We start from the raw sequence: 25,304 nt of genomic DNA on the forward strand, positions 1-25,304 counted from the left end.
TAGCAATATACGATATATTAATGGCTATAACGCAACCTTTGGGCACAGGGGCGGAAATACCGCCCATCGACGTTCCGACATGCGCCCTGAGCGCCGGAACGCTAGACCAATGCGGAGTAAAACGCATGAGTGTCGGAGCCGCTCTCGAACAGTTGCTGCGGCTGATTTATCGCCGGGCCATGAAACTGGCGATGTTGCCGGAGGATGAAAGGGATTCCCACTACGATCACATCCGTCTGTCATGTTGTGCGGCCGCCGAGCACATTGGGCAAGATCCCGACAGGGCAGCCATCACGGCGAACGATATGGTTGAGTTTGTTCGCGCGCTGGTCGGAATCATCGAGGTAGGTTCTGGGCCAGACCATGAGCGAAGCGCCGATCAGCCACCACCGGTGCCACATTCTGGCGGCCGAGAGAGTGGCGCTACGCGCATCTAGCAAACAGGGGAGAACGCCACCGTGGGGCAGCGGGAACGAGGCGGCTAACGCTGGCGCTGTACGACGTAGCTGCTGGTGATGGCGTCGTCGCCCCGCCCACGAGTCACAAAAACCCTTGTATAGCCGACCGGCAAGCCATCTGTGACGGTCGCATCGACGAGGCGACACCGGCCAACGGTCTCGCCGTTCGGAGCGCTTGCCAGCCTGTCCTTCAGCGAAGTCATGCATAAGTCGAGCGACGCATACATGGTCGGCGCCATATCGACGGGTTTGCAGACAGAACCCTCAACCGGGCTGCACTGGAGCAAAACCATCACTGCCGCAGTTGCCGGATCCATTTTCAAAGATCTCCCGCGTTTTGACGACCCTCAACGCGGAAATGCATCCTTTGTTTCGCCTTTGCTAAAAAACGAATGCGAATGGCCGTTCTCGATACGGTTGCCCCGGAAGAGGGCGAGGACATCGAGGTCCTGGACAATGCCGCTCGACGAGCCGGCCGGCATAGCCGACGACTGCATCGTCGATGCCAAATCCAGCATCTGAAGCTGAACCCGATGAAGGCCTAGCCTCTCGAAGCTGGCCGAGCATTTGCCTTACGAACTGTGCCGCGGACAGGCCGGCACGTCCATTTCGCGGATGAAGTTGCGCAAGGCTTCCATGTCCCGGGACAGAGGCCGATCGTCGGAATAGTGCGCGATATTGTCCCGGACCATTCGATAGATGGTGTCGGTACCAGGCGCACGCGCACCGCGCACGGCCAGAAAATCATGGGCCTGCGCGGCCGCCATGAGCTCGATCGCCAGAATGTATTCGGCGTTGTCGATAACCGCCAGCAGCTTGTTGGCTGCGACGGTTGGATGAGCCAGAAAATCCTCTTGCAGGCCGGATGTGACGCCGCCGTCGGTCGCCGCCGGGGCGGCCAGACGCCGGTTGACGTTGCTGAGCGATGTGGCCGTGTATTGCGCGATCATGAAGCCGGAATTGGCTCCGTCCTCATCGGCAAGGAAGGCCGGCAAATTGTTGACAAGCGGATTGACGAGACGATCGATGCGACGCTCGCTCATTCCAGCCACCTGAGCCAAGGCGATGGTCAGGCCGTCAGCGGCCTGCCCGAGAGCGGGCGCTACCGCATGCGCCTCTGAAACGACCTGAGGATCGTTCGGAGACCCGAATACCGCGGGATTGTCGGTGACGGCTGCCAGTTCGCGGTCGACAAGCTCGGCGGACCGGTCCAGCACCTCCCGGGCGGCGCCATGAACATGCGGCACGGCGCGAAGACTGAGTGCGTCCTGCGTGCGACTGCCATGAGCCAGCGCGATAAGTTCGCTGCCATGAAGCCAGCCACGCAGCGATTTGCCCACGTCCTGAATGCCGGGTGAGGGCCTCATCTCCAGGATTGCCTCGCCAAAAGCCGGCATTTGCGCGCCTGCGGCTTCAAGAGTTAAAGCAGCCGCCGCGTCAGCCCATCCCAACAAACGCTCCGCGCGCAGCACGGCGATGCTTATCAGGCCGGTTGCGCATGCGGTTCCGTTGACGAGGCTCAAGCCCTCCTTGGCGCCAAGCTCCAATGGTTCCAGACCCATTTCAGCCAGGGCCGCGAGCCCGCTCATAGAGCGGCCTGCCACGGTTGCACTGCCTTCGCCGATCAGGACCAGTGCTACATGCGCGTTGTGCGTCAAATACCCTGCCGATCCCCGGGACGGCACGTCGGGAACGCAGTCGCGCTCGATAAAGGTGAGCAGATTGCGAACGATCGTAGGGCCAACGCCCGAATGGCCATGCGCGAAATTTGCCACTTGAGCAGCAATGATGGCGCGCACGCCGCGTCTCGGCACGAGGTCGCCGACGCCGCAGGCGTGACTGCGAATGATATTGCGCGACAATTTCTTTTGCAGGGCAGGCGCCACGATCTTGCTTGCCAAGGCGCCGACCCCGGTATTGACGCCGTAGGCGCGGATCCCTTTTTCGACGATGGCCTCTACGATCTGGTTCGCAAAAGCGATCCTCTCCCACGCTGCCTGGCTAAGCGCCAGGGATTCGCCTTCGCTCACGCGTGCGATGTCGCGCCAGCTGGCGTTTCTATCTATGGTTATTGTCATTGGTCGTTCCGAATAGCTTTGCGAATGCGCAGGCGGCTGCTGGCCCGCTCGAAAGGCGGCGTGAGAACCGCTGCTTCGGCACCGTACCGCCCAACCGCGGGCATAATGGCGATGGAATTGCCGGCTGATGCGACTGTAGCGACGTCGTTGGCCATAAAAGACATGCCGCCTGCGATCCGGCGCTGAAAATCCGGCGCCCCCTTTTGAAATCACTTCGAGGATGACGTCGAAGACTTATCGGATCAGCAGCTCACGCGGCATATGCGGCGGCCAGCCCGTGCGTGCGTTTTTGACGGAGCCGAGCTTTGGGTGGCCTGCCACCGAAGCTCGACGATGAAGGGTGGTGCGGACGGCGGGGATCGAACCCGCACGATCAGAGATCGAGGGATTTTAAGTCCCTTGCGTCTACCAATTCCGCCACGTCCGCAGATCAGCCCTTTTCAGATGCCAGGCACAGGCCGTCAAGTCGTGTTCTTGGCCATCCTGAACACACACCCCAGAGGAGTGGGCGCAGTGATACTGGTGTGATCGCGGAATTTAGCGCGGCGCTCGCAATGCGTAGGGTGTTTGCAAGGCGGACTTGATCCGCCGAGGCCGGCGTCTACCAGGCCCAACCCATTCCCCCGCCCACTGGGGGCGCCGGCCGCCCCTCATCGACTTTGCTGATCACGTCACAGCTGTCGCTCGCCGATCGATGCCGGCGAGGCTCAGAACTTGTAGCTGAGATTGATGCCCACGGTGTTAAGCTTCGTATCCTGGTCGCGGCCGACGAAGTCGCTGGACCCGTCATAGTGCTCGGAGCCGAAATCGTAGTAGCGATACTGGGCGCCGACGACGAACTTGTCGGTCAGCGCGTAGTCGACGCCGGCGCCCAGGGTCCAGCCGACATTCGGGCGTGTCTCGGAGAAGGCGGAGCCTGCCGATTGCGAGGTTTCGATCCCGGCGAAGGCAATGCCGCCTATGCCGTAGACCAGCACACGATCCATCGCATATCCGGCCTTGGCGTTGACCGATCCGAACCATTTGATGTCGGTGCCGAAATTGTTTCCGGGTTCCGCTTCCGCCGTGCCGTTGACCGAGGAATAGTTGAGGTCGGCCTCGGCGCCGATCACCGCCTGGTCGAACTGCCATAGCCCGGCGACGTGCCCGCCGACAAAACCGCCATTTATGTCGGGCGAGACGGAAAATGGCTCGCCTTCCGTTCCTGAGATGTCCGACCGGCCCCAGCCGTAGCCCGCCTGCAGGCCGGCATAATATCCGGTCCAGTCGAAGCCGGGCGCGGTCATCGGCACATCGACCGTCGGGTCGGCCGCGAAAGCCGGCATCGACAGGACGGCAAGAAGACCGGCACTTGCGACGACAAGGCGATACATTCGAACTCCCCGGATGAAGAGTCGGAAGAAATCTTGGCGGCCAGGCTAGACCGATTTACGACAAAACGGAATCCTGTTTCTGGATGCGGCCGTGTGTCGCTTGCAGAAGCACGGCCTGCCAGCCGAGAACAGCTAGGCATTGCCCGAGGGATGTTCGAGTGCAAAATGGCCGTCTTGCGGGGAAAAAATCCTGATGAACAGCCTGGTTCGTCTCATCGCTGGAACAGCCATGGTGCTGCTAGCCTGCGGCCTCGCTGTGGCCGAGCCATTGGCGCTCGCCATCGCCACGGCAGCGGTCGTATCCGATCAAGCGTCGGGACAGAGGGCGCTCAACCTGAAGATGACACCGGACAGCGCGAAGGCGTTCGCCGACTTCACCAGGGCGAATGTCGGGAAGGTGGTCGACCTCAGCGTCGACGGTGCCGTGGTGGCGTCGCCGCGCCTGGTCGAACCCATCCTCGGCGGCGAGGTGATGCTCAGCGGCAGCTTCGCCCCGGGCGAACTCCAGCGCCTGGCGGAACGGATTTCGGCGGGCGGTCCGAAAGTCACGGTCGAGGTAAAGGCTGAACAGCCATTGTGAAGGCTGGACGGGTCTGTCCGCTGTTTGGCGCTGGTCAAAACCAGGCAGGCTTGGCACAGTCGCGCAAACAGGAGTCCCTTCATGGCAAAGAAGCCGGCGGCGCATGCGACGAAACCCAAGCCCTGGACCGAGATGGCGACGCATCTGGTCGACGTCGCCATGGGCCGCAAGCCCGCCGATCTCGTTATCCGCAACGGCCGCTGGGTAAACGTTCACTCCGGCGAGATCATTGCCGGCACCGACATCGCCATTGCCGGCGGCCGCTTCGCCTATTGCGGGCCGAATGCCAGCCACGCTATCGGCCAGGGCACCAAGGTGGTCGATGCCGGCGGGCGCTATCTGGTGCCTGGCCTCTGCGACGCGCACATGCATGTCGAGAGCGGCATGGTGACGGTGACCGAGTTCTGCCGTGCCGTCATCCCGCACGGCACCACCTCGATGTTCATCGATCCGCACGAGATCGCCAATGTGCTGGGCTTGCCGGGCGTGCGGCTGATGCATGACGAGGCGGTGGCGATGCCCATCAACGTGCATGTGCAGATGCCGTCCTGCGTGCCGTCGGCACCGGGGCTGGAACATGCCGGCGCCGAGCTGACGGTCGCCGATGTTGCCGAGGCCATGACCTGGGAAAACATCATCGGGCTCGGCGAAGTGATGAATTTTCCAGGCGTCGCCGCCAATGATCCTGTCATGTCCGGCGAGATCGCCGCGACGGTTCGTGCGGGCAAGACGGTTGGCGGCCACTATGCCTCGCGCGACCTTGGCTTGCCGTTCCACGGCTATGTCGCCGGCGGACCCGAGGATGATCACGAAGGCACGCGCGCCGAGGATGCCATCGCCCGCGTCCGCCAGGGCATGAAGGCGATGCTGCGGCTGGGCTCGGCCTGGTACGACGTCGCCTCGCAGATCAAGGCGGTGACCGAAAGCGGCATCGATCCGCGCAACTTCATCCTGTGCACCGACGACAGCCATTCCGGCACGCTGGTGCATGAAGGCCACATGGACCGGGTGGTGCGCCACGCCATCCAACAGGGGCTGAAGCCGGTGACGGCGATCCAGATGGCGACGATCAACACTGCCCAGCATTTCAGGCTGGAACGCGAAATCGGTTCGATCGCGCCGGGACGGTTGGCCGACCTGCTGATTGTCTCCGACCTCGCCGCAATGACCATCGATGAGGTTTATGCGCGCGGCGTCAGGCTGGCCAAGGGCGGCAAGCTCGACATCGACATTCCGGCCTATGATTACCCGAAGACGGCGAAGAACACCGTCAAGTTGGGCAAGAAGCTCAGGGCTGGCGATTTCGACATCACGGCTCCCAAGGGCGCCAACGAGGTGCGGGTGCGAGTCATCGGCGTTATCGAGAACCAGGCACCGACGCGGGCTCTGGAGGCCGATCTGCCGGTCGAGGACGGTCTGGTCGCCATGGACCGCCGCAACGACGTCTGCCAGATCGCGCTGGTCGAGCGGCACCGGGGCACGGGCGGTGTCACCAACGCTTTCGTCTCCGGCTTCGGCTATATGGGCGATTGCGCCATGGCCTCGAGCGTTGCGCATGACGCCCACCACATCATCTGCGTCGGCACCAACAAGCAGGACATGGCGCTGGCGGTCAATCGACTGGGCCAAGTCGGCGGCGGCGTCGTGCTGTTCTCCAAGGGCAAGGAATTGGCACTGGTGGAAATGCCGATCGCGGGCCTGATGTCGGACGAGCGCGCCGAGATCGTCGCCGCCAAGGCCGAGAAACTGACCGAGGCGATGCGCAAGATGGGTTGTTCCCTGAACAACGCCTACATGCAGCACTCGCTGCTGGCCCTGGTGGTCATTCCGGAGCTGAGGATTTCAGACGTCGGGCTGATCGACGTGACGACTTTCCAGAAGGTCGACCTGTTCGTCTAGGCGAAACCCGACGCGGGTGACTCGCTCACCCGCCGGTGACGATGGTCAGCACCTTGAACGGCGTGGTGATGACGACCTCGGCGACCGAACCAACGGCCTTGCCGAGGCCCTGGCCGATATTGTTGAGCTGCGCCGGATCGGGTTCGTCCGAGGCCAGGCCGGCGGGGGTGCGCAGGCGGTCGCCGAGCAACTGCACTAGGATCGGATTGTCGGCGAATTTCGCATGGTTGAGGCCACCGTCGCCGCCCTTGATCTTGGTCAGGTCGACTACGGACACGCCGTAGCTGGCGAGATCGGCGGCATTGCCATAGTCACCGACACGCGGCTTGTCGCCGGAGATAAGTGAAGACAATTTGAGCGCCCGGTCATCGCTTGAAAGCAGCACGGCAAACGGCTTGTCCGGCTTGCCGTATCGCATCATCTGCTTTTTGAATACGTCGACATCGATGTCGGGCGAAGCCAGGACGACATAGCCGAGCTTGCCGCCGAGATCGCGGTCGCCGGTGATGGCGAGCTGGCGCAGAGCCTCCATCGTCAACCAGGTTCCCATTGAATGGGCGATGATGTCGATGCTCTTGACCCGCGTCTTGGCGAGCATTCTGAGCGTCGCCTCGAGATCGTCACGCGCGGCGTTGGCGCTGTCCTTGTCGTAGATATAGCCCGTCGTCTTGGCGCTCGAAGCCCAGGAGAACAGCACCGGCGTGCCGGGATATTTCGTGTCGTGAGCGATCTGCGTCAGCCGGTAGATGCCGTCGTCGAAGCCATTGTTGAAGCCGTGCACGAACACCAGTGCCCGATCGCCGCGCATGGCAATGTCGGCGCCGACCGCCTTGGCAAATTGCGGAGCATCGCCGTAGTGGACGACATTGGTGGCGGTGAATTGCTTTGCCGGGTTCGAGTTGGCCGAGCCCTTGGCCCGCTCGATGGCACCGACCTGGTGGACCTTCGGCACGGTGACGTCGACACGGGCGTAGCTGGTGGTCAATGAGCGATCGCCGTCAAACACCTGCCGCGGATCCTTGGTCGCCTGCTGGCGGGTGGTGGCGACGAAAATCTCGTGCGTGGCCGCGATGTCGGAGGCTGGCGCCGAGACGGTCGTCTTGTTGAGCAGATCATGCGTGTTCTGGCCAGCACAGCCGGCAAGGGCGAGCGCCAACGCCACGACGAAACTGTTCAAGCGCAAGCTCAAGCGCCGGCTCCCGTAGAGGGGGACGTCAAAAGCATGACGTCACCGCTATTCCGATAGAGCCAGAGACCGGCGCGGTCCAGTTCAAAGTGGCCTGACACCTCGTGAATGGTGAACAGGCACGGCGAAATTCGCGGCGCTGCATTTACTGCCCGAGCAGGCTGATGCGGTCGGTCACGTCCCTGTCGCTGGCAAAGCCGTCATCTTCGCGCAGTCGCTGGCCGATCATCTTCACCAAGGCCGGATTGTCGGCGAATTTCGTATGATTGAAGCTGTCGCTGCCCTTGACCTTGGAGAGATCGACCACCGTGACGCCGTAGGAGGCAAGATCGGCGGCATCCTTGTAATCGCCAACGCGTGGCCGTGAACCGGCGATCAGGCCGGAAAGCCTCAGCGCGCGGTCGTCGTCGGACAACAACAGGATGAACGGCTTGTCGGGCTTGCCATAGCGGCGCATCTGGCTCTTGAACACGTCGACATCGATGTCCGGCGACGCGAGCACCACGTCGCCGAGCTTGCCGCCAAGGTCACGGTCGCCGCTGATGGCCATCTGGCGCAGGGTTTCCATGGTCACCCAGGTTCCCATCGAATGCGCGACAATGTCGATCCGACGCGCGCCGGACTGCTCCAGCATGCGCAAAGTCACTTCGAGCTGGTCGCGGGCGGCGCTGGCACTTTCCTTGTCATAGACATAGTCGGTGGTCTTGGCGCCCGATGCCCAGGAAAACAGCACCGGCGTGCCGGGATAGCCGGAATCGTGGACGATCTGGGTGAGACGGTAGACCGCATCGTCGAAGCCGGTGTTGTAGCCGTGCACGAAGACCATGACGCGGCCGCCGCGCGCCGCGATATCGGCGTTGAGCGCACTGGAGAATTTCGGCTGCGTGTCGTAGCCGACAACCTCGGAAGCCATGAAATATTTGGCCGGATCATCCGACTTGCCGCGGGAGCGCCGTTCGATCTGACCGGTCGTGTGGATGCCCGGAACGGTGACGTTGACGCGCGCATAATTCAGCGTCGCCGAGCGCTCGCCGTCGAAAACCTGGTTGGGATCGTCAGACTTCTTGCGTGTCGTGGCGATGAAGATCGAGTGGTTGCCGGCGATTTCCGTCACCGGCGCGGCGACGATGGCGCTGCCAAGCAATTCCTGCGTTTGCGGGCCGGCGCAGCCGGCGACGAGCAAGGCGAGACAAACAGTAACGATCTTCTTCAAAGGCACGTCTGAAATTTCCACTCCGGCCAAAAGGCCCATCTACCCCCGCTGCACCTCCCGGACAGGGAGAGTGCGGCAGAACTAAGTCGTGTCCAGTCGAAATGTGGTCAGCGGCTGGTTACAGCCATCGCACTGTTGCGCGAAAGCCAAAATGGCGGAAGGAATGCCGGAATGTTTGAGAAGGGCAGCACCTCCGGCCTGAGGCGGATGCCAAGCACATCCGCCATGAAGGCGCGGCGCGCTTCAATACGGCTCCAGGTTTCGGGATAGCGCGCTGCGATCTCCTCGCGCAGTGCCTCGTCGGCGAGTGCGATGCCATCCTCCATGTTGGTGGTGAAATAGTCGCTGCCGGTTGCCGGGATGATGTCGACCTGCAACGCCATGCCGGATCGCAACTTGATGTCTGAGCCGGAAAACACCGGCGAATGCATCCACTCGTCGATATGGACGAGATGGCCGGGATTGAGGGATACGCCAAAGAACGGGTCGCCGATGCGATCATCCACCGCTTTCCACAGAGCGCCACCGGTCGTGCCGATACCGATCGCCTCGTACCAGTCGACAACCGCGGCGAAATAGGGCGCGACGAGCTTTTCGACGTAGTCGCGGATGGCGGGTGGCAACTCTGACGCATCCTCGGCCAAAAAACCGGCGCGGGCGTTGAGCGCGCCCTGGATGCCATAGGCCATGGTGATCGGATCACCACGCCGGATGATGTCGAGGCGGGGGCTGGGCAAGCCATAGGCGGCGCGCTTTCCCGCCGACAACATGGGATGGCAACCATGCGGCAGGCCGTTCATGCCCATCAGCCGCGCCGCCTGCAGTTCGGTCATGCCGGGCTCGATGGCTTGCAGGACATTGCGCAGCCCTTGCGAGGTGAAGGTCGCGGCAAATTCAAAGCTGGCCAACTGATCGGCCTCGTTGAGGGCGCGCAGGCCGTCGGTCGGGTTCATCAGCAGATTGGCGGCATTCACAACTGCGCCCTTGTTGCCGACAAGCGTGCGCAGCGTATCGGCAACGAAGGAGGGCAGGTCGAGCGTCGTCTCATCGAAACCGGCATCGCCGGCGCCAAAAGGCTTCCAGCCGATGGCGCCGATCCTGTGGCCGGGCTTCAGGCCGCAGCCGGCAAGGATGTCAGGCAGCGCATCCGAGCGGTCGCGCGGCTGCGCCGGCAGCGAGAAGGTCTGGTAGAGCACGCGCTCGTAGGGCCCATCGCAGATTTCGGCATAGCCCCAGCCCTCATTGCCAACGAGAAGCCTTGGCTGGCTGCCGGGAACGATGACCAGCAATGTCTCCTCGAAACGCGGATCGTAGCCTGAGAGATAGGCAACATTGGCTGCGTGTTCGCGGTCGCCATAGATCGCGAAGGCATTGAAACCGGACTTGGCGCCGCGCGCAATCAGCGCTTCGATGCGCGCTCCATAGGTGTTTCGTGCAACCAACGGCATCACCGTCGGTTCGCCGAATTCGGGCAGCGACATGGATTTCAGACCAACCGATGCGACAGGCATGAACAAACGCCCCCAAGTGCTTGCAAGGATTCTGCGAATGCCCTTTGCGCATTGGCATGAAGGGCCGGACAATGGCGTTGCGGGTCCGGATATGCAATAGGCAGGATCGGCCGCGACAGACAGAAGCTGTGCGGCCGGATCGATGGCAGGTCTGTACGAAACATGCGGCACAAGGTGGCTTTCCAATGAGCAGTTTTTCCTCCCGCGTCGCCGTCGCGGCCGCCGCGATCCGCCAGATCTTTCCGGAAACGCCGCTGCAGGAAAACGACTACCTGTCGAAGAAGACCGGCGCGCGGGTGCTGCTGAAGCGCGAGGATCTGAGCCCGGTGCGCTCCTACAAGATCCGTGGCGCCTTCAACTTCTTCCGCAAGGCGCTTGCCGCCGGTAACCAGGCCGAACTGTTCGTCTGCGCGTCGGCCGGCAACCATGCCCAGGGGTTTGCCTTCGTCTGCCGCCATTTCGGCAAAAAGGGCGTGGTGTTCATGCCGGTCACGACGCCGCAGCAAAAGATCGACAAGACCAGGCTGTTTGGCGGCGATTTCGTCGAGATCAGGCTGGTCGGCGACTTTTTCGACGACTGCTATCGCGCCGCCTTCGAATTCACCGAAAGCTCAGGCGCCCACATGGTGCCGCCTTTCGACCACAAGGACATTATCGAGGGCCAGGCAACGGTCGCCTATGAGATCGCGGACCAGCTGCCTGGCGCGCGCATGCCCGACATCGTCATGCTGCCGGTCGGCGGTGGCGGGCTCGCCGCCGGCGTGACGCATTATTTCGCCGACCAGGGCCGGGAGGCCCGTTTCGTCTTTTGCGAGCCGGCCGGCGCACCGAGCCTGCATGACAGCCTTGCAGCGGGAAAACGGCTGAAGCTCGCCAAGGTCGACAACTTCGTCGACGGCGCGGCGGTGGCCGAGATCGGCCGTGAACCCTTGCGGTATCTCAAGGAATTCGCGGCCGACACGGTGCGGCTGGTCCCGGAAAACCGGCTCTGCGCGACCATGATCGAGATGCTCAATGTCGAAGGCGTCGTGCTTGAGCCCGCCGGCGCATTGGCCATCGACGCGTTGAAGGATTTTTCCAGGAAGGAGATCCGCGGCAAGACCATTGTCGCCGTGGTTTCGGGCGGCAATTTCGATTTCGAGCGGCTGCCGGATGTCAAGGAACGGGCCCTGCGCTTCGAAGGCCTGAAGAAATACTTCATCATCCGCTTCCCGCAGCGGCCGGGCGCGCTGCGCGACTTCCTCGAAATGCTGGGACCGGACGACGACATCGCCCGCTTCGAGTATCTGAAGAAGTCGGCGCGCAATTTCGGCTCGGTGCTGATCGGCATCGAAACCAAGGACCGCCGCAATTTCGACCTGCTGAAGGCAAATTTCGAGGCGGAGGGCGTCCAGTATCAGGACATCACCGACAACGAGACATTGGCAGGCTTCATCATATGAGCGCGAAGGTCTTCATCGCCCTGTTTTCCGGCATCAATGTCGGCGGCAACCGCATCGTCAAGATGGCGGAACTGCGGTCCTTCTTCGAGGATCTCGGCTTTTCCGGCGTCGCCACCTATGTGCAGAGCGGCAACGTCGTGTTCCGGGCCGGCAAAGGCGACGCCGCCGCGCTGACCAAACAGATCGAAGCGGCCTTCGAGAAGAAATGGGGTTTTCGTTCCCGGATCATGGTGCGGGATGTCTCCTGGTTGGAACGGCTGGTGAGCGAAAATCCTTATCCGGAAGCGGCCGCCGACCACACCAAGCTCCACGCCTATGCGCTGGAGCGTGAGCCGACCGTCGAAGAGGTGGCGCGGCTGGCTGAAAAATGCACAGGCCCCGAACGCTTCGAAGTCAAGGGAGACGTACTTTACCTCAGCGCGTCGGACGGGCTCGGCAAGTCAGTCTTCGCCAACCTCATTCCGCGCGTTCTGAAGGTGCCGGGCACCGCGCGCAACTGGCGCTCGGTGCTGGCGCTGCAGGAGATGGCCGGCCGGGCCGGCGGGAAAGCATGACCCCGAAAAGTGGGTGCCGGTTTTCGGAAACGGTCATGCTCGAACAAACACCTACGCTGCCGTCGCCGGCTTCCAGTCGAAGTTCAGTTCTTCGCGGAAGGCAAAGCGCTTGATGTGGTCGGCCACGACACTCTCCAGGCGGTCGAGCGATCCCGCTTCGTTGGTTGATACCACAATGTGCAGCCCTGCCGCGTCCGCATCCATGACGGTGCGGCCGAGCGACGTCAGGTCGATAGTGCCTTGGGTCGGGTTGAACTCGACGGGGAATTTGTGTGCCCAGTGCTTGCACAGCTGCTGCAGGTAGCGGCTGGCGTGCTCAGTGGCAACGTCGGCATGGCTGGATGGCATGAATGACTTCTCCTGGTCTGGGCGCTGGCCTGCCGGCCAGGCGTGATGACCGGTCAGATAGGTGGCGTGGTGCGAAACGGCAAAGGCGGCCGGCTTTTACCCCGGCCGCCTCGCTTCAAGATGGCGTGATTGCTACCAGCTTCCGGTGTTGGCCATCGAAGCCCAAGGTTCAGCCTTGGCTTTCGCGGGGCCCTTCTGCAGAAGCTCGATGGAGATGCCGTCCGGCGACCTGATGAAGGCCATGTTGCCATCGCGCGGCGGCCGGTTGATGGTGACGCCGTTGTCCATCAGATGCTGGCAGGTGGCGTAGATGTCATCGACCTCGTAGGCGAGGTGGCCGAAATTGCGCCCGCCCTTGTAGTCTTCCGGATCCCAGTTGTAGGTGAGTTCGATCAGCGGCGCCTTGTCGTTGATGCCGCTCTGCTCGTCTTCGGAGGCGGCGAGGAAGATCAGCGTGAAGCGGCCCTGCTCGTTTTCGTAGCGGCGGACCTCCTTCAGCCCGAGCTTGTTGCAGTAGAAATCGAGCGAGGCATCGACATCGGCGACGCGGACCATGGTGTGCAGATAGCGCATGAGTTTTCCTCGATCTGTTGGGGTGCGGCGCAACATAGGGTCGCCCCGGTGAAAGGGCAATCTCCTGCGCTTGGCGATGCCGGCAAAGAACAAATCCGGTATTCCCGCAATGAACCGTGAAAAAAGGCAGGGAAGGTCTTGCACACACCGGAAGCCGCGGTGTTAATCTGGTGTCAAGAATCAGTTGCGGTGTTCTTGAAAAAAGGGGGCATTCTTATGGGGGAAAAGGCCTCTTTGACGGGGCGGGCCGGAACCCTTGGCGACGCCTTGAAGCGCGACGAAGGCGGCGACGCCGCCGACCTGACCGAAATTGCCGGCGCCATCAAGTGGTTCGATGTGGCCAAGGGTTACGGGTTCATCCTACCCGATGACGGTGTCTCGGGCGATATCCTCCTCCATGTGACATGTCTTCGGCGGGACGGTTTCCAGACTGCCTTGGAAGGCGCGCGCGTGGTTTGCCTTGTCAAGCAGGGCGATCGCGGTCTGCAGGCCTTTCGTGTGCTTTCCATGGATGTCACCACCGCCGTCCATCCCGCGGAAATGCAGGAACAGCGCACCCATGTGGCGGTGACGCCGGAGAGCGGGCTCGAACGCGCTTTGGTAAAATGGTTCAACCGCACCAAGGGCTTTGGCTTCCTGACGCGCGGCGAAGGCACCGAGGACATTTTCGTCCACATGGAGACCTTGCGCCGCTACGGCATCACCGAGCTTCGGCCGGGCCAGGTCGTGCTCGTCCGTTTCGGCCGCGGTGACAAAGGCCTTATGGCCGCCGAAATTCACCCCGATATGGGCACCTTGCCGGTTTCGCACTAGGACGATTTCGGCCGAGGATCTTGGATGACTCGCAGGAACTGGCTGACGGCGGGCGTGTTTTGCGCCATTGCGGTCGTGATCGTGGCCGCAGGTGCTTTCTTCTATTCGGAACGGCCGACCTCGGCAGACGGCCGGGCGATGATCCTTCCGGTCGACCCGACGCCGCTGGTCGTGGTGACGAAAGATGGGAATCGCTCTTTTTCCATCGAAATCGCCGACACCGATTTGGAGCGCGAGGCCGGCCTGATGTTTCGCCAGGACATGGCGGACGATCACGGCATGCTGTTCGTCTTCGAGATACAGCAGCAGGTCAGTTTCTGGATGCAAAACACGCCAATGCCGCTTGACCTGATCTTTGTCGGCCAGGATGGCAAGATCCGCGCCGTCAAGCATGGCGAACCGCAATCCCAGGCCATCATTTCACCTGGCGTGCCTGTGCGCTTCGTGCTCGAGCTCAAGGCCGGCACCGCCGCCAAATACGGCATCGGGTATGGCGACCTGTTGCGCCACCCGGCAGTCGGCACCGTATCCGGACCCGGCATGCCACCGCCGGACAATGGCGATGCACCCAACGGCGGCGGCTGAACGCGAGGTGGGGCAGCCGATGCAGTTCTTCTCTCATGACGGGTTCGATCTTGCCTTCCTCGACCGCCAGCCGGCATCGGGGCAGGGCGATCCCGTGCTCATGATCCACGGCTTCGCCTCGAGCCACTACGTCAACTGGGTGTCGCCCGGCTGGTTCAAGACGCTCAACGATGCCGGGTATCGCGCCATCGCCTTCGACAATCGCGGCCATGGCTCGTCATCGAAGAGCTATGACGAGGCCGACTATACGCCAGCGAAAATGGCCTCGGATGCCGCCGCCTTGCTCGACCATCTCGGCATCGAACGGGCCCATGTCATGGGCTATTCGATGGGTGCTCGCATCGCGGCGTTTCTGGCTCTGTCCGATCCGCACAAGGTGGCGACGCTGGTCTTTGGCGGCCTCGGCATCGGCATGATCGACGGCGTCGGCGATTGGGATCCGATTGCCGCGGCCCTGCTTGCCGACGATCCGGCGGCGACCAGCCATCCGCGCGGCCGCTCTTTCCGCGCCTTCGCCGACCAGACCCGCAGCGATCGCCGGGCGCTTGCCGCCTGCATCGCCACATCGCGGGAGCTGCTCAGCGAGGATGATATTGCCCGCATCGCCCAGCCGACGCTGGTCGCGGTCGGCACCACGGACGACATTGGCGGCTCGCCGGACGAACTCGCCGCCCTGATGCCGAACGCCAGAGCTTTCCACATCGGGGGCAGGGATCATATGCTGGCGGTCGGGGACAAGACCTTCAAGCAACGCGTTCTGGAGTTTTATGCCGAATATCCGCTTTGAGCGGTCCGCCGGGGAGCAATAGCGGTACAATGGGGAAGAAGCACGGCCGCCATGCCCGGCGCGTCGCTCGAGCGACAATCGCGTCCTTGGAGTGCTGGGGATCGTTCTCAACGGGCTGTCGGTGGCGGCGGCTGGCCATCCTCGCGGCAATGGCGTCGACCATAGGCGCCTTTACCTGATCCCCGCTAGCCTGTAGCGAGGGCCGCCAGCGACCGCGCCATGTTCAGCCTGGCCTGCGGCTCGAAGCGCCGGCGAAATTCCTCGGTGAGGAAAATGCGCGGGCGGGCAAGGAAATCCTTCAGCACGGCACCCCGCCCGGCACGCCACATCGGCTCCTCCACCCAGTCATATTCGCGGCGCACCGCGCGTTCATAGGCGTCGAACACGTCAGGCACGGCGCCCAGGATCGACAGATCCATGTCGAGGAAAAGACTGGCGTCGCGCGTGGCCTTCGCATCGTCGAACTGGGGCAATTGGTGCGCAGCCGTGGCCAGGATCATTGCGCCGATGCGGTCCAGGCGCTCCGCGTCGGTGCGGCCCGCGAGCTTTTGCGCGGCAAGCGCGGCACTTCTGGCCTCATTGTCCTTGGCCTTGCTGTCATAGATGGCGTCGTGGAACCAGATCGCCGCTTCGACGGCCTGGGGATCACCGAGCAGCGCTCGATAATCGCCGGCCAGCGCCAGCATCGCCTCGATATGGGCAAGGTTGTGATAGTGACGGCTTTCGGCGCGGTAGAGCGCCGCGAGTTCCTGTTTCAGCGGTTTGTCGACCAGGGGCTGGTCTTCCATGTTCGTCATCCGTCCAGTTAATCGATCTCAGCCTCTTCGAGCCAGTCACTCCGAACCTTGCATAGGCCGGAGCTCTGGGGAATGCTGCCATTCCCGGAATACCCGACCCAGGAGGCCGACATGACCAATACGCCAGGCAGCGAGAACCCCAGACCGGGGACGATCGACATGAAGCTGGAGGCCGTCATCATCGCCGTTGCGGATGCCGATCGGTCCAAGCGCTTCTACAGCGGCCTGGGTTGGCGGCTCGATGCGGACTTCGTCGTCGGCGATGCGTTTCGCGTCGTGCAGTTTACGCCTCCCGGGTCGCCGTGCTCGATCCATTTCGGCAAAGGGCTGACATCGGCCGCGCCGGGCTCGGCGAAGGGACTTTATCTCGTGGTGTCCGATATCGAGGCGGCGCATGCCGAACTCGTGGCACGCGGCATCGAGGCGAGCGAGGTGTTCCACCGCACGGGGCCTGGGCAGCCGGCGATCAGTGGCCGGCATCCGGAGGGGCGCAGCTATTCATCCTATGTCACGTTTGCCGATCCGGACGGCAACAGCTTCATACTGCAGGAAATCACCCAGCGACTGCCTGGACGCGTGGATGCCAGCGACACGATATTCACGTCGTCGGGCGAGCTTGCCGCGGCGCTGCGCCGTGCGGCGGCGGCACATGGCGAACACGAGAAACGGACCGGCGGACAGTATGATGTGAACTGGCCCGACTGGTATGCCGAATACATGGTGGCCGAACAGGCTGGCACCTCGCTGCCGACTTGAAATGAGATCCATCGCAGCGCGGCGTCATTGGCGCCGCGCCGGCCTTGAGCCCGCCATCAGATCGTTCCGGCAGTGGGTGCGGCAGGCCGCCTCCAGCAGCACGGCGATCAAGGGTTCGTTTTCCATGGCCGCTTGAATTCCTGCGAACCAAATCCATTTGACACAGCACTAAGGAAAATTGAGTTCAATCGTGCTATGATCTGGCCTATATGTGCGGCCGGACAACAGGCAAGCCAGCAGGACGCAGGACGAGACGTCGATGAACAGCATCAGCATTTCCCGCCATAGCGCGTTGCAGCCGGTCGATCCGATCTGGCGTTCGATCCGCGACGAAGCGATGGACGCCGTCAACCGCGACCCCCTGCTCGCTGCCTTCCTCTATTCGACGATCCTCAACCAGGAGAGCCTGGAAGAGGCCGTCATCCACCGGATCGCCGAGCGGCTTGCCCATCAGGATATCGGCTCCGATCTCATCCGCCAGACCTTCAAGACCATGCTGGCTGACGACAAGGAATGGCCGACCACCGTGCGTGTCGACATCCAGGCCTATTACGACCGCGACCCCGCTTGCGACCGTTTCATCATGCCTGTGCTCTATTTCAAGGGCTTTCACGCCATTCAGACCCATAGGCTGGCACATTGGCTGTGGAGCCAGGGTCGCAAGGATTTCGCGCTCTATCTGCAGAGCCGCTCGTCCTCGGTCTTCCAGACCGACATCAATCCGGCCGCCCGCATCGGCAAGGGTATCTTCATCGATCACGCCACCGGCCTCGTCGTCGGCGAGACCGCGGTCATCGAGGACGATGTGTCGATCCTGCACGGCGTGACGCTGGGCGGCACCGGCAAGGCCGGCGGCGACCGCCATCCCAAGATCCGCCGTGGCGTGCTGATCGGTGCCGGCGCCAAGATTCTCGGCAATATCGAGATCGGCCATTGCTCCAAGGTCGCCGCCGGATCGGTGGTGCTGTCGCCCGTTCCGCACAACAAGACGGTTGCCGGCGTGCCGGCCCGCGTGGTCGGCGAGACCGGCTGCGACCAGCCTTCGCGCCAGATGGACCAGCTCCTGCCGTCGCAATCGATGGACCAGGTGATCAGCTTCGACATCTGATTTCCGCGCCGGCGCGCCGTCCGGCGCGATTGCGATTTTGTCCGGCGGCGCTGCCGCTTCCGGTGCAATACGGCCGGCTTGCCTTTACATCGCCATTGTCGACGTGCCAGAAGCGCCCTTCAAACCAGCAAGCCCGATGATCGGAGAAGACTGTTGAAGCCGGACGAAATCAGAAAGCTGGACGCCTATTTCAAGCGCGTCTTCCAGAACCCCAAGCTTGAGGTCAAGGCACGGCCGCGCAAGGAAGATTCCGCCGAAGTCTATGTCGGTGACGAGTTCCTCGGCATCGTCTTCAAGGACGAGGACGACGGCGACTACAATTTCTCGATGGCGATCCTCGACATCGATCTGGGTTGAGCCCGCATCAAATGGCAGGCCGCGCCAGGAGCGGCCTGCCATTGTCTCTCAATGTCCGCTCTTCAGCATTCGCCCGGCCTCAGCCGTCATCGCCGCGTCGAGTGCCTGCCAGTCGCCAAGGAATTCCTTGGGAAAGCGGTAGGTGAGGCTGAGATCGTCACCGACATGGACGTCCCGTTCGCACGGCGCCAGTGATTGACCGGCACTCGGCCCGCTCAGGCAGCGGGCCACGAAAGGGTCCTTTCCCCCGCGCTTGCCGACCACCAGCACCTCGTTCAGATAGCCTGATTTCTCGTTGAAACCGTAGACCGTCGTGCCGCCCGGTCCTGGAACGCCGGGCTGGACGATCAGCGCGCTGTAGATCGGCGCGAACCGGCCGCTCATGTCGCGCGACATCATCTGCTGTTCGAAGGACAGGAAGATGATCTTCCCATTGGCTTCCGAGTGGTTGAAATCGTCGCGGGCCGCCTCGCTGTAACCGTCCATCTGGGGATAGCGCAGATAAAGGTCGAGACGCGAAGCGATGCCGTCGCGCCGGGCCTGGTCGAAACGGATGAAATTGGCCGGCACGGAAATCACATTGTTGCCGATCACCACCCGGCGCACCGTCGTGTCGTCGGTATATCCGGCCATGGCGATGCTATGGCCGAACCATTTGCCGCCAAGGCTTATCGCGACCGACAGCAAGGCAAGTGCGGCGAAGGCATAGAACACCCGCTTCATCAGCATGGAATCGACCACGGTGAGTTCAGGGCCGTCGGCGGTCGCTGCCTGCTTCATCTCGGTCCTCATCCCAGCCGCCATTCCCAGTGTCCCTCGGCGGCACATATCGCGCGGCACGGCTCTTGCAGCCTTCCTGAAACGACTGTGCGATTTCATGGTAAATGGAAGGTTAAGATGGCTCAGATGGAACTCTTCCTGTTTGCTTTTGTCGTCGGGCTGACGGTGTGCGGGCTGACGGGCTCGACGATGGAGCTGGTGTCGGGCCGCAAGGTCGCCTTCACTGAGCCCTATGTGTCGCCCGCCCATGTGCTGCGCTCGCTGGCGGCCACCGCTGGCGCCGGGCCGTTCATGCTGGTCAACGACGTCCTCGATGCCCGCCGCGAGAAGCGCATTTCGACGATGGCGCTCCTGTCATGCGGCTGCACGGCGATTGCCTGGTCCCTGGCGCTGGGCATCGTCGTGCTTGCCATTGCCTCATGGACGATCGGTCTCTTAGGGTCCGGCGTCTGAGACGATTCGGAGGCCGACAATGCCGCTTTATGCGATCGACGGAACGCAGCCCAGCTTCGCGGATGCTGACACAAACTGGATCGCGCCCGATGCGACGCTGATTGGCGACGTGCGCGTCGGCCGCAATGCCGGTTTCTGGTTCGGCGTCGTCATTCGCGGAGACAATGAGCCGATCACTATCGGCGCCGACACCAATGTGCAGGAACACACGGTCATGCACACCGATCCCAGCTTTCCGCTGACCATCGGCGAGGGCTGCACGATTGGCCACCGGGCCATGCTGCATGGCTGCACGATCGGCGACAACAGCCTGATCGGCATGGGCGCCATCGTGCTGAACGGCGCCAGGATCGGCAAGAATTCGCTCGTCGGCGCCGGCGCGCTGGTCACCGAAGGCAAGGAATTTCCGGACAATTCGTTGATCGTCGGCTCGCCGGCCAAGGCGATCAGGGTGCTGGACGACGCAGCCGTCGCCAGGCTGCGCGGCTCGGCCGCACACTACGTCGCCAATGGCAAGCGCTTCAAGGCAGGGCTGAAGAAGGTTTGAGGCCAGTTTCGGCCGATCCCGGTCGCCGACGGTTCTATCGTGGGCCGAGCCATTATCTATTAGAGCCGCGCCTTGCCATGGCATCACGCAGCAATGAAGCGCCGGCTTCAAAGCCGGCATTGTCGGCTTCCTCGATGGCTGTCGTATAGTCATCGATGCGGGTTGCGAGAGTAGGGTCGGCGCCAGCAGCCAAAAGCAGACGGATCGCTTCGGCGCTGCGGATAGCCACCGAATAGTGAAGAGGCGTCCAGTCGTTCACGCCCCGCATATTGGGATCGGCGCCAGCCTCGATCAACATCTGGATGATTTCCAGTCGGTCGGCCCGGTCGGTGGACAGCGCGGCAATGATTGCCGGAAACCCACCGTGATCCCCGTAATTCGGATCCGAGCCTGCATCCAGCAACGTCGAGATGAAGCCGACCGGGCTCCAATAGATCGCGTATTCCAAAGGATGTCCGAGGCCGAATTCGAACGGCATACGTTCGTCAAACCAGCGGGGCGAACCGCCCAGCGCTTTGCCAAGGCCATCGAAGTCACCGGCCTTGAAGGCATCGTCGATCGCCTTGAACAGACGATGACGCTCGCATCGATCTTCCGGGATTTCCAGCATCGCCGTGATCCAGAGGACGAAACCAACAGCCTATGATGCCTCGATCCGCTGTCCGTGCAAAGGAGGCGGTGGATAGTCGGATGCGCCTGCCCAACCCTGATTGGGTTTCGAGCATCGCCAGAAATGGCGGAGCCGGCCCGGGGACGGGGCCGGCTCCTTAGACCCGGTCGTTGGGGACGGGGAGGGTGGGGACTCGACCGGGTTTCTCGTCACGTCCTAGCGGACGCTGGCGACCGCGTCGGAGCGGCCGTCGTTGATCGTCACCCAAACGCCGGAATTCTCCGTCGATTGACGCTTGAGATAGGTGTAGTCGGTGTCCGTCCAGGACAGCACCTTGGTTTCCAGATTGTCGAGGATGAACTCGCCGAGGCTGGTGCGCACGGTCAGCACGGCGTGGCCGTCGCCATTCGGCTGGCGCGCAACCGTCATCAGGAGATCGCCCGCCGGCACGCCCGCGTCCATCAGTTCGCGGCGCTTCTCCAGCGCATAGTCCTCGCAATCGCCATAGCCATTGTCGGGATAGGCCCAGTACTCCTCGACGCCGTAGTTTTCCATGTCGGTGCGCGGCTTGACGCGGGTGTTGACCGAATTGTTGATGTTGACGATCGTCGCCCAGAGCTTGCGGCTCAGGTCGACCGGCGCGCCCTTGGGCGTCTTCTCGTTGCATTCGCCAGGGATGCGCTGGCAGAATTCATAGTGGCCGACAGGCTGTGTGGTACGGCCGCCAGTGTGCATATAGGCCGGTCCCGCGGCATATGCTGATCCCCAAGCGGAAAGCTGCATCGCCATTGCCATAAGCAACAGCTTGCCCCTCGTTTTTTTCATTTTCTAGTCTCCCCGTTCGAAGGAGACATTGCCACGACTGGATTTATTTGACGCAAAAGCGCGAAGCAGACTTTAAGTAAAACGCCAATAGAATAAACATAAAATTTGAATCATTTGAGTATTGAATTGTTTGGATTGCCTGGGCTGGCATCGAAGCTCATGCCCGGCGCCTCGAATGGCAGCCTGCCTGTCGGAAGACAATCCGGCCACTTGCGAAGGGACAAATCGCTGTCGCCCGGAAACAAAAAACCGGCCACGCAGGGCCGGTTTGCTTGCAGCGTCCGTTGGACCCGGTCAGGCGCGTGGCGTGTTGAATTCGGAATCGAGCGTCTCAGGGCGCTGGATGACGGCGAATTCGATGGCGACGCCATCCTCGAAATGACGAACGATCTGGCCGCGCATGGTGCCGAGCATGACCTGGACGCCTATCGCCGGCTTCACGTCGATCTCGATCGCGGCGCCCGACAGCGACAGGTCGATGATCCGGCACTGGTATTGGCGGCCATCGGTGAGCTGCAGCACGCTGGTCGGGTTGCGCGGCGCGACGCGCTCGTGGCGGCGGTCTTCCGGCAGGTCGAGTTCGTGTTTGTTGGCAAGCCAGGTCAGTTGCGCCGCCAGCTTGTCCTTCTTGCGGTCGGACGCGATCACCGTCATGGCGAAGCCGTCCTGCAGCGTGCGCGTAACGACGCCTTCGATGCGGCCGATATGGTCGATATAGGCGATCACCTTTTCACCGGGCATGCCGATGCGATCGGTGCGGAACGCGACATTGCCGGGCGACATGTCGACAACCTGGCAAGGATGCTCGGTGCGGTCTTCCAGCATGAATTGCCTGTATATCTTGACCCGGACGCGCTGAAAGTTACGCCTTTCAGCTTGGGACGGCGCGTAGTCGACCGCCGCTGACCTCATGACTGCCTACACCCCGTTTGGCATTCCCGCGCGTCAATGCGAGGGACTTCATCACAGAAGTACAACAAAGCGGGTTAACAAAGGGGAAAAACGAGCCTGCGAGACCGTGCGATCATCAACTATTCGTCGCGCCCGCCGTCGAAGACGACGAGATGGCGGATGCGGCGCGCCCGGCCAAGCGCCGAGATCGTATCGGGCGCCTCCAGTTCGGCTGGAACAAGCGAGGGAACGTCGATCGCCGGCCGGTTGTTGAGCATCTCTTTCTCCGGATCGATGACACGAATCGAATCGATCATTGCGTCCGTGATTGGGTCGGCGCCCAGCCAGAACGGCTTCTCCGCGGCACTGATCACGCCAAGGCAGCGCGGGTTCTCGATGCCGCCGTCGAGCGGCAAGGCAAGCAATTCGAACTTGTTGGAGCGGCCATTGCGACTGAAGCCCTCGAAATTGATCAGCACCACCGATTTCTGGTCGAAAACCCCGTGAATCAGCCGTGAGACCAGACGCTGATCCTTCTCGCGCCACAGCGACGGGAAGGAGAACCCCTTGAGTTCGCGGCCATAACAGGCGCAGAGCCTGGTGCCGGCTAGGCGGAAGATGGGTTGGCCGCGCGTGTCTCTTTCCAGGATGAACGTGTCGGCCAAAAGCGACTTGATATCGGCCGGCTCGACTTCCGAACGCTTCGGAGCGGGGCGTCCGTCACGCAGGCGGTTCCAATAATGGAACAGCGTGATCGATCCGTTTTGGTTCATGGTATGCTGCTCCGCGCATTCTGTCGTCTGATGTCCCATCGGTGAACAGAAGGGCGCCCTCCGATGACCTACATGCGTTGCGGAGCAGGAAGCGTGCCAGCGTCGTTAACACTTGTTCACGGGTCGGGGGCGTTAAGGTTAACAACTGGTTTACGTTGCTCCCGAGCAGGCCCTGTGGCACATCAAAACCACTCCAGAAGCGGTCGTTTCGCGACGATCGGCAGCACTTCAGTCAAGAGTTTTAGGGGAGCAGGGGGCTCGACCGGCCGTTCAGGGGAAACCTTGGACGGCTTCTTTTTTGATTCGCACTGGGGCGATTCGCCGTTTGCGGTTCCAATGGCCGTGATCTAGATGCTCGCCAGATCGAACAGCACCGAGTGCGATTGCAGATGAGCGAACAGCAAAATCCAACCGAGGCCGAGCCGGCCGAAAGCCTGCCGCCGCCCGCGCGCGAACCGGTGTTCAACCTGCCGCCGATCGTGCTGGCGGTGATCGGCATTTGCGCGGCCGTCTTCCTGCTGCAGCAATATGTGCTGAACGACGCGCAGCAGATGACGCTGCTCTACGATGGAGCCTTCATTCCCGTCCTCTATACCGGGCAATACGGCTTCGACTGGTTCCTGTTCACGCGTCCCTTCACCTATGCCTTCATGCATGGGGGCTTTGCCCATATCGCCATCAACATGGTCTGGCTCGCCGCGTTTGGTTCGCCGTTGGCCAATCGCCTCGGCGGGCTCCGGTTCGCTCTGTTCTTCGCCGTCACCGGGCTGGCTTCCGTCGCGCTGTTCTGGGCCATGCACCCCTATGGCGAGGCACCGCTGGTCGGCGCCTCCGGCGCCATATCGGGCATGATGGGTGCTGCGGCGCGTTTCGGTTTCCGCACCGACCGCTCTGCCGGCACGGCGGCCTTCGCCGGCCCTGTGCTGCCGATCGCGACTGTCTTGCGTTCGCGCGGTGTCGTGATTTTCCTTGCCGTGTGGATGATCATCAACCTCGCCACCGGCCTGCTCGGTTTTGCGCCTGGAGCAGATGGGCAGATCGCCTGGGAGGCGCATATTGGCGGCTTCGTCGCCGGCTTCTTCGGCTTGCGCTGGTTCGATCGGCGATGGCAGCCGCCGGAATGGGAGAGCACCGACCACCGCACTTGAAATGCAACCGATCACGGCGCACGATGTTCACTCTTACGTGAAAGCCGGTCTGGGCAGGGAACCGGCAGGCGAAGCAGAGGAGGACGCCATGACGGTTAAGGCAATTCTGGAAAAGAAGGGCCACGACGTGTTGACGCTCGGGCCGAACGAAAAGCTCAGCGAAGCCATCCGCATCCTGGCCGAACACAAGATCGGCGCGCTGGTCATCACCAATGGCGATCACAAGATTGTCGGCATCCTGTCGGAGCGCGACATCGTGCGGGTTGTCGCCAAGGAAGGTGCCGCCGCGCTCGATATCGCCGTGCGTTCGGCAATGACGCCGAAGGTGAAGATCTGCAACGAGAACCACACCGTCAACGAGGTGATGGAGATCATGACCAGGGGCCGTTTCCGCCATCTGCCGGTGGAAAAGGACGGCCTGCTCGATGGCATCGTCTCCATCGGCGACGTAGTCAAGCGCCGCATCGAGGATGTCGAGCGCGAGGCGGACGAGATCAGGGCCTACATCGCCACCGCCTGAGCGGTGAAAGGAACCGCCGGCCGGAAACCCAGCCGGCGGAACCGTAGCCTATCGATTGTCGAGTTCGGAGCGGACGAGTTCGAGGCCGTGCCTGGTGATGCGGTAAGGGCCGCCACCCGACGACGAAACCGCCTTCTTGCGTTTCAGCTTTCGAAACAGGTCGACATCGACGCCCGGATAGTGCCAGCCATCGCGGGTCAGGCATTTGACGGAGGCGATCCGTTTCTTCTGGTTCTTTTCGATTTCAATGCGTCCGCCCTGCGCAAGCAGGTGCAGGATGCGCTGTTCAGTGCGCGAAATATCCATGAGGAGAAATTCCCGGGAAAACGAAAACAGCCG

30 protein-coding genes and 1 tRNA gene are annotated in these 25,304 nt (G+C 62.3%); 15 read left to right on the forward strand and 16 right to left on the reverse strand.

Annotation, left to right across the window (positions count from 1 at the left end):
- Positions 1-125 precede the first annotated feature (125 nt).
- Positions 126-437, forward strand: coding sequence for a hypothetical protein (locus ACLGL5_RS21990; protein ID WP_069092020.1), 312 nt, complete (start codon positions 126-128; stop codon positions 435-437).
- Between the two features lie 44 nt (positions 438-481).
- On the opposite strand, the gene ACLGL5_RS21995 is transcribed toward ACLGL5_RS21990, so the two are convergent.
- From ACLGL5_RS21995 to ACLGL5_RS22010, 4 genes are all read right to left on the reverse strand, one after another.
- Complete coding sequence (locus tag ACLGL5_RS21995; RefSeq protein ID WP_069092021.1) at positions 482-775, reverse strand: hypothetical protein; 294 nt, start codon at positions 773-775, stop codon at positions 482-484.
- Between the two features lie 255 nt (positions 776-1,030).
- Positions 1,031-2,536: an HAL/PAL/TAL family ammonia-lyase gene (locus tag ACLGL5_RS22000; protein WP_069092022.1), complete on the reverse strand. Its 1,506-nt coding sequence runs from the start codon at positions 2,534-2,536 to the stop codon at positions 1,031-1,033.
- Between the two features lie 341 nt (positions 2,537-2,877).
- Positions 2,878-2,963: transfer RNA gene (locus tag ACLGL5_RS22005), tRNA-Leu, on the reverse strand.
- Between the two features lie 280 nt (positions 2,964-3,243).
- Positions 3,244-3,909 (reverse strand): outer membrane protein, encoded by a 666-nt coding sequence (locus tag ACLGL5_RS22010; protein ID WP_019857863.1) that lies wholly within the window; start codon positions 3,907-3,909, stop codon positions 3,244-3,246.
- A 193-nt stretch (positions 3,910-4,102) separates the two neighbouring features.
- Here ACLGL5_RS22010 and ACLGL5_RS22015 point away from each other — a divergent pair, with 193 nt between their 5' ends.
- Both ACLGL5_RS22015 and ade read left to right on the forward strand, forming a co-directional pair.
- Positions 4,103-4,489 carry a SecDF P1 head subdomain-containing protein gene (locus tag ACLGL5_RS22015; protein ID WP_069092023.1) on the forward strand — a complete coding sequence of 129 codons (387 nt, stop codon included), beginning with the start codon at positions 4,103-4,105 and terminating at the stop codon, positions 4,487-4,489.
- An 81-nt stretch (positions 4,490-4,570) separates the two neighbouring features.
- Positions 4,571-6,388, forward strand: coding sequence for an adenine deaminase (ade, locus tag ACLGL5_RS22020; RefSeq protein WP_038652576.1), 1,818 nt, complete (start codon positions 4,571-4,573; stop codon positions 6,386-6,388).
- Between the two features lie 25 nt (positions 6,389-6,413).
- Here the strand turns inward: ade and ACLGL5_RS22025 are convergent, their stop codons facing one another.
- The 3 genes from ACLGL5_RS22025 to ACLGL5_RS22035 form a co-directional block, all read right to left on the reverse strand.
- Entirely contained in the window at positions 6,414-7,577 is a 1,164-nt protein-coding gene (locus tag ACLGL5_RS22025) for an alpha/beta hydrolase (protein ID WP_069092024.1), read from the reverse strand.
- 142 nt (positions 7,578-7,719) lie between these two features.
- The gene (locus tag ACLGL5_RS22030) at positions 7,720-8,826 is read right to left on the reverse strand and encodes an alpha/beta hydrolase (RefSeq protein WP_069092025.1); all 1,107 of its coding nucleotides are present in this window, start codon (positions 8,824-8,826) and stop codon (positions 7,720-7,722) included.
- 68 nt (positions 8,827-8,894) lie between these two features.
- Positions 8,895-10,298: a M24 family metallopeptidase gene (locus ACLGL5_RS22035; protein WP_069092026.1), complete on the reverse strand. Its 1,404-nt coding sequence runs from the start codon at positions 10,296-10,298 to the stop codon at positions 8,895-8,897.
- A gap of 185 nt (positions 10,299-10,483) precedes the next feature.
- Here ACLGL5_RS22035 and ilvA point away from each other — a divergent pair, with 185 nt between their 5' ends.
- Together ilvA and ACLGL5_RS22045 are read left to right on the forward strand one after the other, a co-directional pair.
- On the forward strand, positions 10,484-11,740 hold the full coding sequence (gene ilvA / locus ACLGL5_RS22040; protein WP_069092027.1) for a threonine ammonia-lyase IlvA: 1,257 nt from the start codon (positions 10,484-10,486) through the stop codon (positions 11,738-11,740).
- Positions 11,737-12,294: a DUF1697 domain-containing protein gene (locus ACLGL5_RS22045; RefSeq protein ID WP_069092028.1), complete on the forward strand. Its 558-nt coding sequence runs from the start codon at positions 11,737-11,739 to the stop codon at positions 12,292-12,294. Before ilvA ends, ACLGL5_RS22045 begins: the two co-directional genes overlap by 4 nt.
- Positions 12,295-12,345: 51 nt before the next feature.
- Here ACLGL5_RS22045 and ACLGL5_RS22050 read toward each other — a convergent pair whose 3' ends face one another.
- Positions 12,346-12,642, reverse strand: a complete 297-nt coding sequence (locus ACLGL5_RS22050) for a DUF2218 domain-containing protein (protein ID WP_069092029.1) — start codon at positions 12,640-12,642, stop codon at positions 12,346-12,348.
- A 132-nt stretch (positions 12,643-12,774) separates the two neighbouring features.
- Positions 12,775-13,215 carry a lactoylglutathione lyase gene (gene gloA / locus ACLGL5_RS22055; protein ID WP_010909179.1) on the reverse strand — a complete coding sequence of 147 codons (441 nt, stop codon included), beginning with the start codon at positions 13,213-13,215 and terminating at the stop codon, positions 12,775-12,777.
- A 216-nt stretch (positions 13,216-13,431) separates the two neighbouring features.
- Between gloA and ACLGL5_RS22060 the strand changes: the two genes are divergently transcribed.
- From ACLGL5_RS22060 to ACLGL5_RS22070, 3 genes are read left to right on the forward strand one after another with little or no spacing between them, the layout of a single operon-like run.
- Entirely contained in the window at positions 13,432-14,028 is a 597-nt protein-coding gene (locus tag ACLGL5_RS22060) for a cold-shock protein (protein ID WP_032920553.1), read from the forward strand.
- A 24-nt stretch (positions 14,029-14,052) separates the two neighbouring features.
- Positions 14,053-14,613: a DUF192 domain-containing protein gene (locus ACLGL5_RS22065; RefSeq protein ID WP_069092030.1), complete on the forward strand. Its 561-nt coding sequence runs from the start codon at positions 14,053-14,055 to the stop codon at positions 14,611-14,613.
- Positions 14,614-14,632: 19 nt separating this feature from the next.
- Positions 14,633-15,400: an alpha/beta fold hydrolase gene (locus ACLGL5_RS22070; protein ID WP_038652582.1), complete on the forward strand. Its 768-nt coding sequence runs from the start codon at positions 14,633-14,635 to the stop codon at positions 15,398-15,400.
- A 185-nt stretch (positions 15,401-15,585) separates the two neighbouring features.
- On the opposite strand, the gene ACLGL5_RS22075 is transcribed toward ACLGL5_RS22070, so the two are convergent.
- A complete protein-coding gene (locus ACLGL5_RS22075; protein ID WP_083246966.1) occupies positions 15,586-16,188 on the reverse strand; it encodes an HD domain-containing protein in 603 nt (200 codons plus the stop codon).
- Positions 16,189-16,308: 120 nt separating this feature from the next.
- On the opposite strand from ACLGL5_RS22075, the gene ACLGL5_RS22080 reads away from it, so the two are divergent.
- The 3 genes from ACLGL5_RS22080 to ACLGL5_RS22090 all read left to right on the forward strand — a co-directional run bounded on the left by ACLGL5_RS22080 (position 16,309) and on the right by ACLGL5_RS22090 (position 18,418).
- Positions 16,309-16,953, forward strand: a complete 645-nt coding sequence (locus ACLGL5_RS22080) for a VOC family protein (protein WP_064983528.1) — start codon at positions 16,309-16,311, stop codon at positions 16,951-16,953.
- A 259-nt stretch (positions 16,954-17,212) separates the two neighbouring features.
- A complete protein-coding gene (cysE, locus tag ACLGL5_RS22085; protein WP_038652588.1) occupies positions 17,213-18,061 on the forward strand; it encodes a serine O-acetyltransferase in 849 nt (282 codons plus the stop codon).
- A 153-nt stretch (positions 18,062-18,214) separates the two neighbouring features.
- Positions 18,215-18,418, forward strand: coding sequence for a DUF3126 family protein (locus tag ACLGL5_RS22090; RefSeq protein WP_019857879.1), 204 nt, complete (start codon positions 18,215-18,217; stop codon positions 18,416-18,418).
- A gap of 48 nt (positions 18,419-18,466) precedes the next feature.
- Here the strand turns inward: ACLGL5_RS22090 and ACLGL5_RS22095 are convergent, their stop codons facing one another.
- Positions 18,467-19,198, reverse strand: coding sequence for a hypothetical protein (locus tag ACLGL5_RS22095; protein WP_069092032.1), 732 nt, complete (start codon positions 19,196-19,198; stop codon positions 18,467-18,469).
- Between the two features lie 117 nt (positions 19,199-19,315).
- On the opposite strand from ACLGL5_RS22095, the gene ACLGL5_RS22100 reads away from it, so the two are divergent.
- The gene (locus ACLGL5_RS22100; RefSeq protein ID WP_069092033.1) at positions 19,316-19,651 is read left to right on the forward strand and encodes a DUF6949 family protein; all 336 of its coding nucleotides are present in this window, start codon (positions 19,316-19,318) and stop codon (positions 19,649-19,651) included.
- A 19-nt stretch (positions 19,652-19,670) separates the two neighbouring features.
- Positions 19,671-20,198, forward strand: coding sequence for a gamma carbonic anhydrase family protein (locus ACLGL5_RS22105; RefSeq protein WP_019857884.1), 528 nt, complete (start codon positions 19,671-19,673; stop codon positions 20,196-20,198).
- A 52-nt stretch (positions 20,199-20,250) separates the two neighbouring features.
- On the opposite strand, the gene ACLGL5_RS22110 is transcribed toward ACLGL5_RS22105, so the two are convergent.
- From ACLGL5_RS22110 to ACLGL5_RS22125, 4 genes are all read right to left on the reverse strand, one after another.
- A complete protein-coding gene (locus ACLGL5_RS22110; protein ID WP_064982831.1) occupies positions 20,251-20,808 on the reverse strand; it encodes an ankyrin repeat domain-containing protein in 558 nt (185 codons plus the stop codon).
- A 216-nt stretch (positions 20,809-21,024) separates the two neighbouring features.
- A complete protein-coding gene (locus ACLGL5_RS22115) occupies positions 21,025-21,633 on the reverse strand; it encodes a transglutaminase-like cysteine peptidase (RefSeq protein ID WP_010909192.1) in 609 nt (202 codons plus the stop codon).
- A gap of 294 nt (positions 21,634-21,927) precedes the next feature.
- Entirely contained in the window at positions 21,928-22,545 is a 618-nt protein-coding gene (locus ACLGL5_RS22120) for a PilZ domain-containing protein (protein ID WP_494372766.1), read from the reverse strand.
- Between the two features lie 119 nt (positions 22,546-22,664).
- Positions 22,665-23,297 (reverse strand): PAS domain-containing protein, encoded by a 633-nt coding sequence (locus ACLGL5_RS22125; RefSeq protein WP_027046791.1) that lies wholly within the window; start codon positions 23,295-23,297, stop codon positions 22,665-22,667.
- A gap of 389 nt (positions 23,298-23,686) precedes the next feature.
- Here ACLGL5_RS22125 and ACLGL5_RS22130 point away from each other — a divergent pair, with 389 nt between their 5' ends.
- A complete protein-coding gene (locus ACLGL5_RS22130) occupies positions 23,687-24,445 on the forward strand; it encodes a rhomboid family intramembrane serine protease (RefSeq protein ID WP_069092035.1) in 759 nt (252 codons plus the stop codon).
- Between the two features lie 88 nt (positions 24,446-24,533).
- Positions 24,534-24,965 carry a CBS domain-containing protein gene (locus ACLGL5_RS22135; protein ID WP_010909196.1) on the forward strand — a complete coding sequence of 144 codons (432 nt, stop codon included), beginning with the start codon at positions 24,534-24,536 and terminating at the stop codon, positions 24,963-24,965.
- A gap of 48 nt (positions 24,966-25,013) precedes the next feature.
- Here ACLGL5_RS22135 and ACLGL5_RS22140 read toward each other — a convergent pair whose 3' ends face one another.
- The gene (locus tag ACLGL5_RS22140; RefSeq protein WP_069093396.1) at positions 25,014-25,271 is read right to left on the reverse strand and encodes a YjhX family toxin; all 258 of its coding nucleotides are present in this window, start codon (positions 25,269-25,271) and stop codon (positions 25,014-25,016) included.
- Positions 25,272-25,304 lie beyond the last annotated feature (33 nt).

The sequence above is a fragment of the Mesorhizobium sp. U510 genome (assembly GCF_059180695.1).